The organism is Chryseobacterium sp. 14P4.3.2 (assembly GCF_057799275.1).
In genome coordinates this window covers 175270-191891 of sequence record NZ_JBYOKO010000003.1, presented here as the reverse complement: position 1 = coordinate 191891, position 16622 = coordinate 175270, and the positions used below count along the sequence as shown (strand labels likewise).

At 35.2% G+C, this 16622-nt stretch carries 18 protein-coding genes; 6 read left to right on the top strand and 12 right to left on the bottom strand.

The genetic code is table 11. The features are described 5' to 3' along the window. Nucleotides 1-73: 73 nt before the first annotated feature. Complete coding sequence (locus tag AC27VX_RS06555; protein WP_488694528.1) at nucleotides 74-1795, top strand: amidohydrolase; 1722 nt, start codon at nucleotides 74-76, stop codon at nucleotides 1793-1795. A 26-nt stretch (nucleotides 1796-1821) separates the two neighbouring features. Then, nucleotides 1822-2781 (top strand): SphA family protein, encoded by a 960-nt coding sequence (locus AC27VX_RS06550; protein ID WP_300686538.1) that lies wholly within the window; start codon nucleotides 1822-1824, stop codon nucleotides 2779-2781. A gap of 92 nt (nucleotides 2782-2873) precedes the next feature. On the opposite strand, the gene AC27VX_RS06545 is transcribed toward AC27VX_RS06550, so the two are convergent. The 8 genes from AC27VX_RS06545 to AC27VX_RS06510 all read right to left on the bottom strand — a co-directional run bounded on the left by AC27VX_RS06545 (nucleotide 2874) and on the right by AC27VX_RS06510 (nucleotide 9186). Then, nucleotides 2874-3485: an inorganic pyrophosphatase gene (locus AC27VX_RS06545; protein ID WP_236859035.1), complete on the bottom strand. Its 612-nt coding sequence runs from the start codon at nucleotides 3483-3485 to the stop codon at nucleotides 2874-2876. A 17-nt stretch (nucleotides 3486-3502) separates the two neighbouring features. Beyond that, complete coding sequence (locus AC27VX_RS06540) at nucleotides 3503-4015, bottom strand: DUF7935 family protein (protein WP_300686053.1); 513 nt, start codon at nucleotides 4013-4015, stop codon at nucleotides 3503-3505. 24 nt (nucleotides 4016-4039) lie between these two features. Next, entirely contained in the window at nucleotides 4040-5215 is a 1176-nt protein-coding gene (locus tag AC27VX_RS06535) for a hypothetical protein (protein WP_488694525.1), read from the bottom strand. 89 nt (nucleotides 5216-5304) lie between these two features. Beyond that, nucleotides 5305-6201 (bottom strand): phytanoyl-CoA dioxygenase family protein, encoded by an 897-nt coding sequence (locus AC27VX_RS06530; RefSeq protein WP_236859032.1) that lies wholly within the window; start codon nucleotides 6199-6201, stop codon nucleotides 5305-5307. 109 nt (nucleotides 6202-6310) lie between these two features. Beyond that, on the bottom strand, nucleotides 6311-7225 hold the full coding sequence (locus AC27VX_RS06525) for a hypothetical protein (protein WP_488694523.1): 915 nt from the start codon (nucleotides 7223-7225) through the stop codon (nucleotides 6311-6313). Continuing rightward, nucleotides 7222-7899, bottom strand: a complete 678-nt coding sequence (radC, locus tag AC27VX_RS06520) for a RadC family protein (protein ID WP_488694521.1) — start codon at nucleotides 7897-7899, stop codon at nucleotides 7222-7224. Before radC ends, AC27VX_RS06525 begins: the two co-directional genes overlap by 4 nt. Before the next feature lie 19 nt (nucleotides 7900-7918). Then, nucleotides 7919-8494: a murein L,D-transpeptidase catalytic domain-containing protein gene (locus AC27VX_RS06515; RefSeq protein ID WP_488694519.1), complete on the bottom strand. Its 576-nt coding sequence runs from the start codon at nucleotides 8492-8494 to the stop codon at nucleotides 7919-7921. Nucleotides 8495-8517: 23 nt separating this feature from the next. Then, nucleotides 8518-9186: an ABC transporter ATP-binding protein gene (locus AC27VX_RS06510; protein ID WP_236859028.1), complete on the bottom strand. Its 669-nt coding sequence runs from the start codon at nucleotides 9184-9186 to the stop codon at nucleotides 8518-8520. 457 nt (nucleotides 9187-9643) lie between these two features. Between AC27VX_RS06510 and AC27VX_RS06505 the strand changes: the two genes are divergently transcribed. Next, nucleotides 9644-9790, top strand: coding sequence for a hypothetical protein (locus AC27VX_RS06505; RefSeq protein WP_236859027.1), 147 nt, complete (start codon nucleotides 9644-9646; stop codon nucleotides 9788-9790). A 133-nt stretch (nucleotides 9791-9923) separates the two neighbouring features. Here AC27VX_RS06505 and AC27VX_RS06500 read toward each other — a convergent pair whose 3' ends face one another. Both AC27VX_RS06500 and pdhA read right to left on the bottom strand, forming a co-directional pair. Beyond that, complete coding sequence (locus tag AC27VX_RS06500; protein ID WP_488694517.1) at nucleotides 9924-11522, bottom strand: dihydrolipoyl dehydrogenase family protein; 1599 nt, start codon at nucleotides 11520-11522, stop codon at nucleotides 9924-9926. Nucleotides 11523-11605: 83 nt separating this feature from the next. Then, nucleotides 11606-12610, bottom strand: a complete 1005-nt coding sequence (pdhA, locus tag AC27VX_RS06495; RefSeq protein ID WP_236859025.1) for a pyruvate dehydrogenase (acetyl-transferring) E1 component subunit alpha — start codon at nucleotides 12608-12610, stop codon at nucleotides 11606-11608. 639 nt (nucleotides 12611-13249) lie between these two features. On the opposite strand from pdhA, the gene AC27VX_RS06490 reads away from it, so the two are divergent. Continuing rightward, nucleotides 13250-13852, top strand: coding sequence for a phosphatase PAP2 family protein (locus tag AC27VX_RS06490; protein WP_236859024.1), 603 nt, complete (start codon nucleotides 13250-13252; stop codon nucleotides 13850-13852). Nucleotides 13853-13860: 8 nt separating this feature from the next. Then, a complete protein-coding gene (locus AC27VX_RS06485; RefSeq protein ID WP_236859023.1) occupies nucleotides 13861-14355 on the top strand; it encodes a BlaI/MecI/CopY family transcriptional regulator in 495 nt (164 codons plus the stop codon). Nucleotides 14356-14482: 127 nt separating this feature from the next. Here the strand turns inward: AC27VX_RS06485 and AC27VX_RS06480 are convergent, their stop codons facing one another. Both AC27VX_RS06480 and rbp read right to left on the bottom strand, forming a co-directional pair. Continuing rightward, a complete protein-coding gene (locus AC27VX_RS06480) occupies nucleotides 14483-15226 on the bottom strand; it encodes a hypothetical protein (protein ID WP_236859022.1) in 744 nt (247 codons plus the stop codon). A gap of 140 nt (nucleotides 15227-15366) precedes the next feature. Continuing rightward, a complete protein-coding gene (rbp, locus tag AC27VX_RS06475; RefSeq protein ID WP_076355637.1) occupies nucleotides 15367-15729 on the bottom strand; it encodes an RNA-binding regulator in 363 nt (120 codons plus the stop codon). Between the two features lie 589 nt (nucleotides 15730-16318). Between rbp and AC27VX_RS06470 the strand changes: the two genes are divergently transcribed. After that, nucleotides 16319-16546: a DUF6157 family protein gene (locus AC27VX_RS06470; RefSeq protein WP_488694878.1), complete on the top strand. Its 228-nt coding sequence runs from the start codon at nucleotides 16319-16321 to the stop codon at nucleotides 16544-16546. Nucleotides 16547-16622 lie beyond the last annotated feature (76 nt).

Below are 16622 nucleotides of genomic sequence, written 5' to 3'. Positions count from 1 at the left end.
ACTTAATAAAAACCATCCATAATAATATATTATTTTGTAAATTTACTATTCACACCTATTTGAATTAATTATTATGAAGAAAACACTCTACACTCTTTTTTTAGCAGCTGTAATAAGCAGTTGTCAAAACAGAGCTCCCAGGGAAAAAGCGGAAATACTCTATTTTGGAGGACCTATTCTGACGATGGAAAACACTCCTGCTCGCGTGGAGGCCGTAGCAGTAAAAGATGGGAAAATACTTTTTGCGGGAACGAAGTCAGACGCAGACCGCTACTTGGAGCCAACGACTAAGATGATTAATCTGAATGGGAAAACCTTACTTCCCGGCTTTATTGATGTTCATGGGCACCTTACTTCAAGAGCGGGAACAATGGACGCGGTAGATCTGTCTCCTGACCCTTATGGTACTGTGAATTCAATTAAAGATCTGCAGATTGCAATCAAAAACTACATTAAAAGCAATAAGATCGCCGATAAGCAACCTGTTATCGGAAATGGTTATGATGATGCTATTATGGTAGAACACCGCCATCCTACAAAGACAGAACTGGATGCAATCAGTAAGACTAATCCTATCATTGTTATTCATGCTTCAGGTCATGCCAGCGTAGCCAACAGTGCGATGCTGAAACTTGTGGGAATAACAGAATCATCAAAAGATCCTGCGGGAGGCCATATTGGAAGAGATAAGAAAACTGGAAAATTAAATGGAAAATTAGAGGAAAATGCAAGCTTTACAGCCTTACTTACAATAACTGAAATGATGAGTAAAGGTAAGGATACTCAGGCCCATGCTATGGAAAATCTGATGAAAGCCCAGAACGAATGGCTCAGCTACGGACAGACAACCATTTGTGACGGAAGGACAATGGGAGAAAATGTAGCACTATTAGAAAAAGCTGCTTCTCAAAATCTCCTTAAAGCGGATGTTGTTTATTTTCCGGATTATGAATATTTCAAAAAAGATTTCGAGGCTTTTAGGTCAAAGTATATGAAGTATGACAATCATTTGAAGTTGGCAGGGTTTAAATTTTCCGATGACGGCTCTCCACAGGGTAAAACGGCATGGCTTACTCAGCCTTATTTAGTTCCCCCGGAAGGACAGTCTAAAGATTACAAGGGGTTTCCGATCTTCTCCGATGACACATTGTATGAAGATCTGAAAACACTTTTTCAAAATCACATAACGGCACAGCTTCACGTAAATGGAGATGCTGCAATAGATCAGGCAATACGTGTCATTAAAAGGTTAAAAGATGAAAATATTTATAAGCCGGAACTGCGTGCTACATTAATCCATGTACAGAACAGCCGCCCTGATCATATTCAAAAAATAAAAGAATTAGGAGTAATTCCGTCTTATTTTTCCACCCATGCCTATTTGTGGGGAGATTGGCATTATTCAAGTGTTTTTGGTCCTGAAAGAGCCTCTTTTATAAGTCCGGCTAATTCAGCATTAAAAGCAGGAATTACTTTTACAATCCATCATGATTCTCCAGTTACACCACCCGATTTGATTACAGCATTATATGCAGCAGTGAATAGAAAAACAAGATCAGGAATGATTTTAGGTCCCAATGAAAGAATTACCCCTCTTGAAGCCTTAAAAGCAATTACTATTAACGGAGCTTATCAATTACAGGAAGAAGATAGAAAAGGTTCTATCAAGGCTGGTAAACTAGCTGACTTTGTCATCCTTGATCAGAATCCTTTAACAATAGATCCTGAAAATCTTAGAGACATTAAAGTTCTCGAAACCATAAAAGAAGGTAATACCCTATACAAAAGAGACTAGATACATTTACTGATTACCCATTTATCATGAAAAAAATTATTATACTTTTTTTTGGTCTTATATCAGGAGCTTCTGCTTTTGGACAGGGCCACTATACAGGATCTTCTTTTAATCCCAATGATTATTTTGCTCCACATCCGGGATGGATTATTCCTGTCTGGTATGGCTATGCCAATATGGATTATCATAACGCTTCAGGCCAAAAGTCTGACCAGCTTATTAATCCGGCTCCCGGAAATCCCACCGAATTACATATTAAACAGAATGTAAAGACCAATTCTTTTATTCTGATGGCAATTTATGGAGGAAAAGGAAAAGTTTTGGGAGCCAACTGGGGAATGATGATTATCCCTACCCTGAATAGCCCTACCGCTAATATTGCACTGGATTATTACTCCAGCCAGACAGGATCAGGAAATTATGTTTTCACCAATAAAAGTATTGGGTTTGGAGATATGTATATTCAGCCAATATGGTTATCCTGGACCAAAGGAAAGTTCAGCTATGCTGTAAATTATGGGGTTTGGGCCCCTACAGGAAAATATAAACCTCATGATCTGGATAATGGCGGACATGGATATTGGTCTCACAACATCCGTGTAGCCGGAAAAGTGAAACCAACTTCTAAAACGAATCTTAGTATCGCCACTACTTTAGAAGTCAATCAGTGGCAAAAAGATACTGATTTTAAAGAAGCGAGTCATTTTACCATAGATGCCGGAGGATCATTTGTTTTGGATTCAAGAGGTGATGAAATAGGTCTTTTTGGCCACTACACAACTCAGGTTGGTAATGACAAAGGAACTAACGGAGGTTTTGCATCTGATCAGATCGCAGGAATTGGTGCATTTGCATCTTATTGGATTGTTCCAATGAAAATTGGACTAATGGGAAGAATCACTCAAAATTTCGCAGTGGAAAACAGATTTGGAGGAACCGCCATTCAGGTTGGGCTTAATTTCTTAATCCCAAGCACCAACCACTGATATTTCAAAAAGGCTTAAATACTATCAAAAATATATAAAGCAAAAAGCAGATGAAAATTCATCTGCTTTTTTGTTATGCCTGGAAAGGAATATTATCCTCCGAATTTTTCAGCGTAGTCTTTCTGAGAAGCTACGATTACTTTTCTTGCATGTTCTGCTCCGTATACCTCCTGGATTCTGCATTTTGCAGGCTCATCAGGAAGGTTTTTATAAGTTAGGAAGTAATGCATTAATCTTTTAACTTCTGCTTCAGGTAATTCAGTAATATCTCTGAAGTGTCCGAAAGCATGGTCATTGATCATTACTGCAACAATTTTATCATCAGCTTCTCCTCCATCGATCATTTTGAAACCACCAATTGGAATAGCTTCCATCAATAAACCTCCTGCATGAATATTGTGAGAACTCAAAACACAGATATCAAGAGGGTCATGATCACCCATCGTTACATCAGTAGCACCAGCTTCAACCGCAAGCTTCATTACTTCAGTATGACAGTATGTTCTTGGCACAAAACCATATAAAGCCGGAATGATATTGGAAAACTTCTGAGGCCTGTCTACCTTTAAATATCCTGTTTCTTTATCTACTTCATATTTAATAGTATCTGAAGGTACAATTTCCACAAATACGTTTACAACATTTGGCGCATCTTCTCCTGCAGAAACTCCGTGCCATGGATGTGCTTTAAAATTTGGAATCATTATTTATCTGTTATTTTTTAAGTTATTATTAAAATTTCTCTTTTTAAATCCTCTATCGTTGCCGCAATATAATCGTTGTCTTCCATATAGTTCATGATAAAGATAGTCTTGAACTCTTCCAGTTCGGCATTTCCTTTCAATCCGTCATATGTTTTATGAAGCAGATCTATAATAGCGTTTTTAGAGTCTACTATATTCTTCCAGGAATTTTTTGTGATATAAAGCTGTTGTGAAGAGTTATATTCAAACTCATCATTAATAGTCTTCTCCGTAAGAAAAATAAATTCATGAACTGCGAGCTGTTTATCAAATTTCTGGACCAGGTTTGATGGCTTGATCCTGTCCAGAAACAGGGTCATTCTTTCATAGGAGTGTGCCTTATTTTCAGAATTTGATTTCACAGTAAGCAGTTTAATCTCCTGATTTTTAAGGGTGATATATGAATGTACAAATTGTCTGAGCAAAACCAGAAAAGGAATTGCAATAATCAATGCAAATGCATAAGGTAGATATCCTGAAAGACTCATCATAATTTTAGACTGCAAAACTACTAATTATTTTCCGTCTTGTAAAGAGTTTTTAAAGATATCCACTTTAGAATTCTGTATATAAATTATAGATAGTATAATTAAAAGGTAATAGCCCAGCATCATCCTGTTGACTAATGACGGAAAAACCAGAAATCTTAAAAAGACTGTGCAGTAAATAATACCAAAAAACAAAACCTGAGCCTGATTTTTTTTGTTCTGCAAATAAAAATGATTAGCCAGAATAATGACTATGAAAAGCAATAACACCGGAAAATACGAAGCATTGAACTCCAGCATTATATTACTTTTAATAAACTTCAGATAATCAACAAAATGGAATGAATCAGGATGCGATACAGGATAAATCTGCACTTTTGTAAACTGGTTCATAAATAAAACAGACCACGAAACCTGATTAAAAACCTGTATCAAAAAGAAGGACAGGAAAAGATATCCATAAGATACCAGCAACGTTCTTGTTGTGATCTGGAGACTGGTTCTGTAAAGGTATATAAACCCGTAGAGGAATGAGTAAAAAATAAAATACTCTGGTCTGGTAAGAATACACAGCATTGCAAAAATACTTGCTGCAAGGAAATTCTTTTTGATACTGAATACATAAAAGCTTAAAAGCAGCAATAAACAGGATAAAGAATCCGCAGAGGCATGTCTGCTTGACTCTAGCAAGGGTTTAAACAATGAAAATAAGAACGTTATAATAAAAGCAAGGGTATAATTTTTCAGAATTTTTATCAAAAAAGAAAAAATCAGAATCAGAATCAGTGCATATGAAATAATTGAGATTAAAAATGTAGAAGTAGAAGCGCTAGCCCCAATTTTAAAGAAACACCAGTTGATGAAATTATAAAACGGTTTTACTGCAAAAAGCTGTAATTCTTCTTCGTATGCTTTGGGATTTTCTGATATGATCTTATAATACGTGCTTTCACCTTCTGCTATCTCTTCCACCATAGAGTTTACCGGATCTAAACCGGCAAAATGAGGATTTTTTTCTTTCAATTCATCATATACTTTCTGATGAATTTCTTCGATCTTCATATCAGGATATTCTGTTTTATAAATCAATCCCATATAGGCCTCCATATCCGTATTGTAATACTGATGGGTATAAAGATAGTATGACATGATACATACATAGACTGAAAATATAAAAACAAAAATATTTTCCTTTTTTTTCATACGTTCTGTTATAAGAATACAAAAGTAAAAAACTATCTTTCTAAAAATGCATTCTTACAAAAGTTACCTTAAAATAAATGCCTGAAAAATTAAAGTTCAAACAAAGCCGGTCTCTGGGTTACCTCATGATAGCATACACTGTTTTGATCAAAAAAGTGATAGACTAAACTTTTTCTGGTTTTATTTTTATCGGTATGCGGCTCTCCACCGTGTAGAATATTAGCATGCCATATCAGTAGATCACCTTTTTTCGCCCGAAAAACTTCTTTTTTCAAACCTAGTTCTTTTACCTTTCCTTCAAGGAATTCTTCATATGCTTTATAACTTTTCTTCCCAATTTTCAAGGCTGAGCCTTCATTTTCATAATCAGAATTCAGGAAATAAGGAAGTTTATGACTTCCAGGAATATAGTGCAAAGCTCCATTGGTTTCATCTACATCTTCAAGAGCAATCCAAACTCCCAAAAGTCCTCCCAACGGGTAGGTAGTCATGTGAATACTGTCAGAATGTGTCTTCTGCTGGCTGCCATTAATGAAATTAATACTTTGAAATAATTTTGCTTTCCCATCTATCAAAACAGATAAAAACTCCAAAAAATTTTTATCATTTCCAATGTTCCTGATTATTTCCGAATGATGAATGGCAAACATAAGTTTTCCGCCATAACGAAACTTCAGAGTGCCATTTTCCATCAAATTATCGATTTCTGCATTGATCTTATCGGCATCTTCGGGGCTTAAAAAATTTCTGAGAATCATATAGCCATTATCATCATACTGAAGGGCACTTTCTCTGTTTTCTTCTGATAATGTTTTGTAAAAAGGAGTTTCAGTCAGCTTACGATCATCTGCCATTCTTTCTTTAGCAGGAAGGTGAGCAAAATCTTTACTGGAAATACTGGAAAAATAGCTCTTATTGATTCCGTATTTTTTATATAATGGAATATTATGCTTTAACTTGCTTTTTTTGAATAAGTTATATAGCATATATGAAAATTTGTACTGACGAATCTGTTGTAGCATAACTGTTTTAATAAGTATTGTATAAAGTTACGGAATCCTGCTTAATTAGAACCAATCTAAACAACTCTTTTCATTATAAAAAAGCTTTTCCTGCCATAATAAGGCTACCTAGTTTCTTAAGAAGGTCCTTTTTTGAATTTTCAATAATTCCATACGGTCTTAATTCTGGACGAAAACCCCTGAAAAACTCTTCAATATTTGGCAATTCTCCTCCTTCAAAATCAAAAATATGAGTTTCAATTACTTCCTTAAGTATATGATCAATTAAGACTGATGCTCCGGATAATTTTACATAATCTTTATCATTAAAATTTCCTAAAAGAGCGACCATAGAGTGATCTCCATAAGTAGCAATTGCATTGACAATTTTATTCTGATAATAAAAAGCTGTGAATTTCAGAGTGTTTAAATTATAAAAGCTTTCAAAAATCCTCATAAAATCAAACAAGTCACTGTCTTTATCCGTTCCTATTGTATTGGCTTCTATAAAGGTTCTGGCCTTATCATAGGAAATAGTCCTGATCTCCGAGTCTTTTAGAATTTCCTCATCCAGGCGGAGCTTTCTCTTCCTTTTTGGAGAGTACTTCGCATATATAGCCTCATAAGAATCAGGATAAAGTAAAAAATTTTTTTTAATCCGGATTTTTGTACGGAAATGATTATCATCATTAAAACAATAGATTCTTATCAGGTAATTTTTTTCCAGATATTCTAAAAACGCTTCATTAAGATCAGCATCATCTTTAGCTGAAAAAACGCCCAATTGCTGGCAAAGCTTTGGATTGTGTACAATTTTAACTCCATATTTTCTCAGGTAAGGCACAGGCATTACTGCTTCGTAATTTCCATACACCAAAACTTCCCACTGCCTTTCTGAAGTAACATCTAAAAAGTCTTTCGAGGCACTGTATTTTCTCTGTTCAGAACGGTCTAAACAATGAGCATATTTTACAAAATCAATTTCATGGTATTTCAATCTTCTAATCATAACAATCCTGCGTCCGAGAAACTATAATATGAATTCTGAGTAATAATAATGTGGTCTAAAAGCTGAATATTTAACGAATTTCCTGCTTCTTTTATTTTTTGTGTGATACTAATATCTTCCCTGCTTGGTTTCAGACTCCCTGAAGGATGATTGTGGGCAATAATAATTCCTGTAGAAAAATGCTCCAGAGCTGTTTTAAACAAAATTCTTACATCTACAATAGATTGACTAATCCCTCCTTGTGTAAGCTGTGAAACATGAATTACTTTATTACTATTATTAAGTAAAATAGCCCAAAATTCTTCAGTTCTTAAATCGGAAAGCTGATTTTTGAGAACTAAATAAGCACTTTTGCTATTTTCAATAGTAGATTTTTCAGGAATTTCCTGCCCTGCTCTTCTTCGTCCTATTTCTAATGCTGAAATAATAGAGATGGCTTTTGCTTCGCCAATTCCTTTAAATTTCATCAAATCCTTAGCTGAAAGCAAACTCAATTGATGCCAGCTGTTGTTAACTGAAGTCAGGATCTTTCTTGCCAGCTCTATTACGCTATCCTCTTTATTTCCACTTCCCATAATGATGGCCAGCAGTTCTGAATCAGAAAGTGAATCTTTGCCTTTCTGCAAAAATTTTTCTCTTGGTCTGTCATCTTTGGCAAGAAATTTTATAGTCATGGAAATAAATTATTGGTGATTAATAAAACGCGTACAAAATGATCGGCTGTTTTGACTTATCAATATATTTTGCAGACTCTTTCAAAGCATTTACTGAAAGCATTGGACATCCTAAACTCAGGCATACGGGATCCTGAGATTCTTTATCGGGAATACATCCAAACGAATGAAGAACAATGGCTCTTTGCATTGCATTGCTGTTGGAAGATTCTAATCCTTTTAAGCGATATGCTTTTCCAAATTTTCCGATATAACTTTCCCCAACTGAGTATTTCCCTAGGGAAGACTGATAAGAACCATCTGTATTACTGAATTTCAGCACATCAGAGCCTGGAAGTACAGAGCCTGAGCCATGAGATACAACAGCTTTCTGTACTATTTTATCATTCTTCAGGTCGTAAATGAAATACCTGTATTTTCCGGAAGGTACTTTAAAGTTAATAAAAATCGCCAATCCCTGATTATATTCTTTTCCTTTAATGTAGTTTTTAACTTCCACCACCCTTGTCTGGGGCAAATCGAAAGTTTTCAACTGCTGAGAATTAGCTTTTGAAAAGGAAATTAAAGATATAAAAAGGAAAATAAAGTGTTTCATCATTTGGTTAAGCTGGGATGCTGTTATTCTATGATCATTCCGTCTTTCATCACAAGCTTCCGGTCTGTGATCTCCGCAAGGTTTGGGTTATGTGTCACAATTACAAAAGTCTGGTTGTATTTGTCCCTCAGATCGAAAAACAACCTGTGAAGATCGTCTGCATTTTTAGAATCCAGGTTACCCGTGGGTTCATCTGCAAAAATAATTTTCGGGGAATTGATTAAAGCCCTTGCTACAGCCACCCTTTGAGCTTCTCCACCTGAAAGCTGATTGGGCTTATGCTGCAATCTCTGTTCTATCTTCAGATCTTCAAACAGAGCATAAGCTTTCTCAAGTGCTTCTTTCTCATTGGCTCCGGCAATTCTTGTCGGAAGCAATACGTTTTCCAGTGCTGTAAACTCCGGAAGAAGCTGATGAAACTGAAATACAAAACCAATATTCTGATTTCTGAATTTAGACAGCTGTTTATCATTCATATTGATAAATGATTCTCCGGCTATTGCAATTTCAGTATCGTATTTATTGGACTGGCTGGGATGATCAAGAGTTCCAAGAATCTGCAGCAATGTAGATTTACCTGCTCCAGATTCTCCAACAATAGAAACAACTTCCCCCATTTTGATATGAATATCAACTCCTTTCAGTACTTCTAAATTACCATATGATTTATGGATATTTCTTGCTTTAATCATGATTCAAAAATAGTGAATTGCCTGCAAATAAAAAACCGCTTTTTCAAACGGCTTATATTTTATTAGTATTTTAATACTATCATATTCTTCTAATCCATTTGAAAAAGTCTTTTCATTAATATTTTCAACTATTTTGGTTCGTCTTTCCAGTCTCCAAATGCTAGAATTCGTACAAAAACAAAATTGATAAGCAAAATATCAAGATTTTCTTCATTATTGTTTCGTGAAAATCAAACCTTCTGTTTCCGTAAGATATATAGTTCTGTCAGGATTTCCAGAACAATTCTGCTCAGTGATTACCATTGACTGTGCTCTTTAGGTCCGGGAGATTTGTGTACTATTTTTTTTTCAAATAAATATCTCCCCAGCCAACTCTACAATTAGTTCAACTATATAAACAAATTATCGTATTTTTTGTTGGATGAATCCTGTAGCTATATATAAACCTGTTGTTAATATGGAAGAGATTATGAAACCTGAAGAAGGATATGTACTGATTAACAATGACTCTTCAAATTTGCCAAGTGATCATGGAAACGGTCTGGTCCAAAACAAAACCATCAATTATAATATTTCAGAAAAACTGACAGAGCAATATGAATAAAGAATAGTAGAATTGAAAGCGTAGTTAAAAGAACTGAAAGAAGAAATAAAAATTCTGAAAAAGTAGTTTTATAAGGGTATAAAAAACAAAAACCTCCCAAATTGGGAGGTTTTAATATTTTCAATCTGGAAAATTACAGTAACAGCGTTAATGGATTTTCTAAATATGTTCTTAATGTCTGTAAGAATTGAGCACCGGTAGCACCGTCTACTACTCTGTGGTCACATGCCAATGAAAGCTTCATTGTGTTTCCTACTACAATCTGTCCGTTCTTCACGATTGGTTTTTCGATAATAGCTCCTACTGAAAGGATTGCAGAGTTAGGCTGGTTGATAATACTGGTGAACGTCTCGATTCCGAACATTCCTAAGTTGGAAATAGAGAATGTAGATCCTTCCATTTCGTTTGCTTTAAGGCCTTTGTTCTTAGCTCTTGAAGCCATATCTTTCACAGAAGCAGAAATCTGAGTATAGCTCATCTGATCTGTATTCTTCAATACAGGAACCACAAGCCCGTCAGGAATAGCTACCGCTACACCCACATTAATGTTTCCTCTGTGAATAATCTTATCTCCTGCCCAGCTTGAATTAACCTGAGAGTGTTTTCTTAAAGCAATTGCAGTAGCTTTAATGATCATGTCATTGAATGAAATTTTTGTATCTGGTATAGAATTGATTTCTTTTCTGGCCTCAATTGCTTTATCCATATTGATCTCAACCATCAGATAGTAGTGAGGTGCAGAGAATTTACTTTCAGCAAGACGTTTTGCAATCACGTTTCTTACCTGAGAGTTTGGAGTCTCCGTATCTTCACCCTGTACAAAGCTTACAGCAACCTGAGCAGCAGCACTTGCAGCCGGAGCTGAAGCAGCTGGTTTAGCAGCAGGCTGATAGTTTTCAATATCTTTTTTAACGATTCTTCCGTTTTCACCAGAACCCTGAACACTGTTGATATCAACTCCTTTATCCTGAGCCATTTTCTTAGCCAATGGAGAAATTGCAACTCTGTCAGAAGATGAAGAGCTTACAGCCGGAGCCTCTTTCTCTTCAGTTTTAGCTTCTGCTTTTTGTTCAGCAGGCTTATCTGATGCCGGAGCAGCTTGTGGAGCAGCACCTACTGCTGAAACATCTGTTCCTGCAGGGCCAATGATAGCCAGTACGGAATCCACCGGGGCAGCACCTCCTTCTTCTACTCCCTGCTTCAATAGTACTCCATTGAATTCGGATTCGAAATCCTGTACTGCTTTATCTGTTTCGATTTCAGCAAGAAGGTCTCCTTCTTTTACTGTATCGCCTACATTTTTATGCCATTTAGCCACTTTCCCCTCTGTCATGGTATCAGAAAGTCTTGGCATTGTAATAAGTTCTACACCTGCCGGAGTTTCTGCAGCAACAGTTTGAGCAGCTTCTGCTTTAGGCTGTTCTTCTGATTTTTTTTCTTCAGAACCTGCACTGGGAGCAGCAGCTCCGCCTGTCAAGCCTGAAATATCTTCTCCTTCATTACCGATAATTGCCAAAACTGAGTCTACAGCAGCAGCAGCACCTTCTTCTACACCTACGTATAAAAGAGTACCGTTTATTTCAGATTCGAAATCCTGAACTGCTTTATCAGTTTCAATTTCAGCTAAAATATCTCCTTCTTTTACTTTGTCCCCTACTTTTTTATGCCATTTTGCCACTTTACCTTCCGTCATAGTGTCGGACAGGCGGGGCATCGTAATTACTTCTGCCATAATCTATATTGATTTGAGATTCGAGATTTGAGATTTGAGATTTTTCGGAAATTTCAAATTTCAAATTTCAAATTAATTTTTATTTATTGATTTTCTAATTTGTCTAAGAATGGATAATTTTCCTGAGAATACACATATTCATAGATCTTCTCAGCATCTGGATATGGAGAATTTTCCATGAATTCGATACATTCTTCAACAAAGTCTCTTGATTTGTTATCGATAACTTCCAATTCTTGTTCTGTAGCCCATCCATTTTCAAGAAGTCTGTGTTTTACCAATTCAATTGGGTCATCATTCTTGTGAATAGCTACTTCTTCTTTAGATCTGTAAGGTTCAGCATCAGACATAGAGTGTCCTCTGTAACGATATGTTCTAGCCTCGATGAATGTTGGCCCGTCACCTCTTCTTGCTCTTTCAATTGCCTCATAAGCAGCTTCTGCTACTTTTACAGGGTCCATTGCATCTACAGCAAGACAAGGCATTTCATATCCTAATCCTAATTTATAGATATCTTCGTGGTTGGCAGTTCTTTTCACAGAAGTTCCCATTGCATACTGGTTGTTTTCTACCACAAATACTACAGGAAGTTTCCAGTTCATTGCCATGTTGAAAGTTTCATGTAAAGAACCTTGTCTCGCAGCACCATCTCCGAAGAAACAGATATTAACAGCTTTTCTGTCAAAATATTTATCTGCGAAAGCAATACCAGCACCCAAAGGAATCTGTCCTCCAACGATACCGTGTCCACCGTAGAAACGATGTTCTTTACTGAAAATGTGCATAGATCCACCCATACCTCCGGATGTTCCAGTTGCTTTACCGCAAAGTTCAGCCATAATTCTTTTAGGATCTACTCCCATCGCCATTGGATGGATGTGACATCTGTAAGCAGTAATCATACTGTCTTTAGACAAATCCATTGCATGTGTGAATCCGGCAGGGATTGCTTCCTGACCATTATACAAATGTAAAAATCCTCTGATCTTTTGTTTTAGGTAAAGAGAACGGCATTTGTCTTCAAACCTTCTCCACATTGTCATATCTTCATACCACTTCAGGTATACCTCTTTAGAAAATTCTTTCATGTGTTAGCTCTTGCTTTTATATGATGAAATAGTTGAGCAAAATTAGGAAAAAAACTTTGTTTTTATTCTATACATAGATAACTTTTCGCTTTTTCTCTGAAATCTATTTGCAGGCGGAGTGTATTATTCTTAATTTTCGACCCGCAGAAATCTCCGTAAAGTAACATCTGATCTGTTGTATTCCTACTTACGGTTTATAAAAAACCACCCTGTTCATAAGGTTTTGCTGAAATAACATCCAAGATATAAAGCACAGAAATCCTTTATATTTTATCTCTTGTTTTTTTCAGCTTTAATTATTATTAACATACCTTTTGGTAATTTCAACAGCTTATTTTTGGGAAAAAAATCTGTAGATTGTGGGGTAATTCTTCAATTCTCCCTGATAAGACACTCCATTTCGTTGGTGTCCGGGCTTTAATGTCTCTTCATTTAGTGGCCAGTCATAAACCGGTTCCGGGCTGTTTGTTTGTGGCGCTGCGACCTATCCATTCAGACGGGTAAAGAGGCGCTGTTCCAACGAAAATAATAAGTGTTGATTATTGCTTCTGTTCATCTTCCCTCTCTATACATTACATTATATTCACTTGTTATTCGATGTTATAGTCTTATATTTGTATTTAATGTTTAAACTTGAATATGGAAGAAATCCCATCCTCAGTACCACACAAAATTTCGAAAGTTATTTCTGATTTTTTCAATCCTTTGGTTTCTCTGGTCATTTTCTTTATTTATATGAGTATCAGGGAATACACTTTTCAGGAATCTCTTCTTTATTTCGTTCCTGTATTATTAATAATTATTGCCCCCATTATTATCTGGCTGGTCTGGAATGTAAAAACAGGAAGGTATACCAATATGGATGTATCCAACAGAGTTCAGCGGAAAACACTGTATATTTTTATTGCAGCCTGCGTGATCGGTTATCTTATTTTTAATTATATAAAAAACGGATATGTAGATCTCGTGATGCTGTTTGTTTTAATATTGCTTTTCGCTCTTCAGATCAGCAATCTTTTTATTAAAAGTTCAATGCATACGGCATTCAATGTATTTGTAGCAGCATTATTTTTCACCTTAGATCAGAAGATGGGAATACTATGGTTGGGAGTAGCTGTTTTAGTAGGAGTTACCCGGATTATTCTGAAAAGGCACACCGTAAAAGAAGTATTTATGGGGGCTGGGATAGCTTTTGTGGTATCTTTTATCTATCTTTATTGCCATATTCAATTTCAACATTAGAATGCCCTATGAAAATTAATCATCTTACTGCCGCAGAGGAAAACTTTATGAAGCTGTTTTGGAAAATGGAATCTTTCTATCTGAAGGATATTATGGAGCAGCACCCTGAACCGAAACCACATCAGAACACGGTATCTACTTATTTAAAAATATTGGTTGAAAAAGGATATCTGTCTACTGTTAAAGAAGGGAGAATATTCAAATATACTGTACTTGTTCCTTTGGAAGAATACAAAAAATTCCTACTGAAAGAACTGTCTCATAATTTCTTCAATGACTCCGGAAAAGAGATTCTGGACTTCCTCTTTATTGAAAAACTAATATCACAAAACGATCTGAAAGGATATTTTGATCTTAAAATCGAAATAAAACCGGCAAAAGTGGAAGAACCAAAATTTGAGTATGCAGATGAAATCCTAAGTCCTAAAAAGGAGAAGAAAACAAAAGGAAAGGAAAAAGAGAAAGAGAAAGAAAAAAAGAAAAAGAAGAAAAAAGATCAGTAATCATCTTTCCTCTTTTAATACGTTCTGTATTATATAATAGAACTAGAGAATTATATGATCCTATAAAATAGAATTGGCTGCTCCTAAAAGGGCAGCCAATTCTATTTTCACAAGTATCTTAATATTATTATCTCTGAGTTTTTGAATCCCAGATTGGATAATTATTTCCATAGATCACCAGGTTTCCGTCATTCTGTACCATAAGTTTCGTAGCACCTTTATTGTAAGTATTTGAAATCCATATTGCTTTATTATAAGAATCATATACAACTAGGTTACCATCATTCTGAAACTCAGCTCTTGCTCCTCTATTCCCTGTTCCTGTTGTCCAGATTGGAGAACCATTTCTATTGGATAAAACAAGGTTACCATCATCCTGAAACATTAAATAATAATTACGGTCAGAAGAGTAAAGTTTTACGTCTCTACGGAATCTGTGCCCGGTATTTACATAGTCTCCACCGCGGTTATTATTATTATCATTTTTAATATTCCCCTGTGAAGCCCATAAAGGAGTAGATCTATTGTAGATAACTAGGTTACCATCATCCTGAATTGTTAATCTATCTGCTCTTTTCCCATAAGTATTAGATGTGAAAGCAACTTGGTTTCCCGGCGAATACACTACCAGATTACCATCTTCCTGAAAAACAGCTTTAACTCCCCTGTTGGTTGTTTTTGAATCCCAAACTGAGCCTCCTCCTCTGTTGTACATAACCAGATTACCGTCATTCTGGAAAATAAGATAATATCTATTGTTACTTGCCCAGTATTTCCTGTTCTGCTCAATGTTCTGACCGGAATAAATGTTTTGTGCATTGATTAATAATCCGCCAAACATCATCATGAATGCTAATAAATGTTTTTTCATTATAATTACTATTTTGATTGATTGTGAATTTTCTAAAATTATGCCAAAATACGTTCAAATTCAATACAAATAACTAATTGAATGATTTACTGCCAATTAAAATTCATAAAAAAAGCGGCTAAAAAGCCGCTTCATATTTTTTACCAACGATTTCCACCGCCGTTACCTCCACGGCTGTTTCCACCGTATCCACCACCGTTACCTCCACGGTTGTTTCCGTAACCTCCACCTCTATTGTTGTCGAAGCTTCTTCTTGGTTTTTCTTCTCTTGGCTTAGCCTCAGATACGTTTAAAGTTTTTCCATTGAATTCTTTTTGGTTAAGAGCTTCAATAGCTTGCTTTCCTTCTTCATCACCCATCTCTACAAAACCGAAACCTCTAGAACGACCAGTTTCTCTGTCTGTAACGATTTTAGCTGATGATACATCACCAAATTCTGCGAATAGATCGTGCAACTCATACTCTTTAGTTGCGTAATTGATGTTTGAAACAAAAATGTTCATTTTGAATAAATTATAAAAATTAATAAAAATTTGGTATATAAAAGAAAAACAACATAAATTAATGAACAAATATTGATTCCAAATATAAACGTATGCAAGATACAATTAAATATTTCAAATCAAAGCTTTTTTTTAATATTTCTCACATTATGTTGAATCTCATCATAAAAGCACCCTTCAAAAACAAATAAAAAACTAAGAACCAACGCCTTAAACTCCTATTTATCTAAAATCAAAATTACGTTAAATAATTAAAAAAAGAAAATTTTACATTAAATATTATCATATAAATTGTAATTATTTAATTTATTCTTTAAAAACAATGATAGAAATACATTGATTCACTTTCAATATTATCAATTATGGCTGATCGAATTAAAATGGCCCTTCCGTATAAAATGAATTTTATCATATAAATAATAAGGAATAAAAGTTTTACAAAGTTTCATAGATCGACAGAGGGTTTCTTTTATAATCTATAAGAATAGCATTATATTTACAAAGTGTTTTAACTGTTCAGATTTTCATAAATTTTACACTCACATACCACAAATCATATCCCCCCTCACTGTAGTAGCAGAAGACTACCCTGTTTCTCATTCTCAAACACCTCCTGAAAAGAAAGAAAAGACATATATTCTTTTCCAAAGGTCAGCCATGCCTGCGCACTTCCCCTTTAGCCAAAAGATACGGATTTGGAATTCATTATAATGAAGGGAAAGCAGCCTCATTTCCTGTAGAGCGTGAAGATTATCAAAAGTTCTTAAAGGATCTGTCAATCACAAAGACTATAACCATGCGCTCCAAAAGAAAATGATTGAGAAAATGAATAATTCTGTTCAGATCAATAAATACGATTCTTTTGACAACATCAGCTTTTAACACTAAATTTG

Coding starts and splice junctions, on each gene's coding strand:
- AC27VX_RS06480 (WP_236859022.1), bottom strand. CDS start 15,226: ATGAAAAAACATTTATTAGCATTCATGATGATGTTTGGCGGATTATTA.
- AC27VX_RS06490 (WP_236859024.1), top strand. CDS start 13,250: ATGGAAGAAATCCCATCCTCAGTACCACACAAAATTTCGAAAGTTATT.
- AC27VX_RS06515 (WP_488694519.1), bottom strand. CDS start 8,494: ATGAAACACTTTATTTTCCTTTTTATATCTTTAATTTCCTTTTCAAAA.
- AC27VX_RS06535 (WP_488694525.1), bottom strand. CDS start 5,215: ATGAAAAAAAAGGAAAATATTTTTGTTTTTATATTTTCAGTCTATGTA.
- AC27VX_RS06530 (WP_236859032.1), bottom strand. CDS start 6,201: ATGCTATATAACTTATTCAAAAAAAGCAAGTTAAAGCATAATATTCCA.
- AC27VX_RS06555 (WP_488694528.1), top strand. CDS start 74: ATGAAGAAAACACTCTACACTCTTTTTTTAGCAGCTGTAATAAGCAGT.
- AC27VX_RS06505 (WP_236859027.1), top strand. CDS start 9,644: ATGGAAGAGATTATGAAACCTGAAGAAGGATATGTACTGATTAACAAT.
- AC27VX_RS06500 (WP_488694517.1), bottom strand. CDS start 11,522: ATGGCAGAAGTAATTACGATGCCCCGCCTGTCCGACACTATGACGGAA.
- pdhA (WP_236859025.1), bottom strand. CDS start 12,610: ATGAAAGAATTTTCTAAAGAGGTATACCTGAAGTGGTATGAAGATATG.
- AC27VX_RS06550 (WP_300686538.1), top strand. CDS start 1,822: ATGAAAAAAATTATTATACTTTTTTTTGGTCTTATATCAGGAGCTTCT.
- AC27VX_RS06510 (WP_236859028.1), bottom strand. CDS start 9,186: ATGATTAAAGCAAGAAATATCCATAAATCATATGGTAATTTAGAAGTA.
- AC27VX_RS06485 (WP_236859023.1), top strand. CDS start 13,861: ATGAAAATTAATCATCTTACTGCCGCAGAGGAAAACTTTATGAAGCTG.
- radC (WP_488694521.1), bottom strand. CDS start 7,899: ATGACTATAAAATTTCTTGCCAAAGATGACAGACCAAGAGAAAAATTT.
- AC27VX_RS06540 (WP_300686053.1), bottom strand. CDS start 4,015: ATGATGAGTCTTTCAGGATATCTACCTTATGCATTTGCATTGATTATT.
- AC27VX_RS06545 (WP_236859035.1), bottom strand. CDS start 3,485: ATGATTCCAAATTTTAAAGCACATCCATGGCACGGAGTTTCTGCAGGA.
- rbp (WP_076355637.1), bottom strand. CDS start 15,729: ATGAACATTTTTGTTTCAAACATCAATTACGCAACTAAAGAGTATGAG.
- AC27VX_RS06525 (WP_488694523.1), bottom strand. CDS start 7,225: ATGATTAGAAGATTGAAATACCATGAAATTGATTTTGTAAAATATGCT.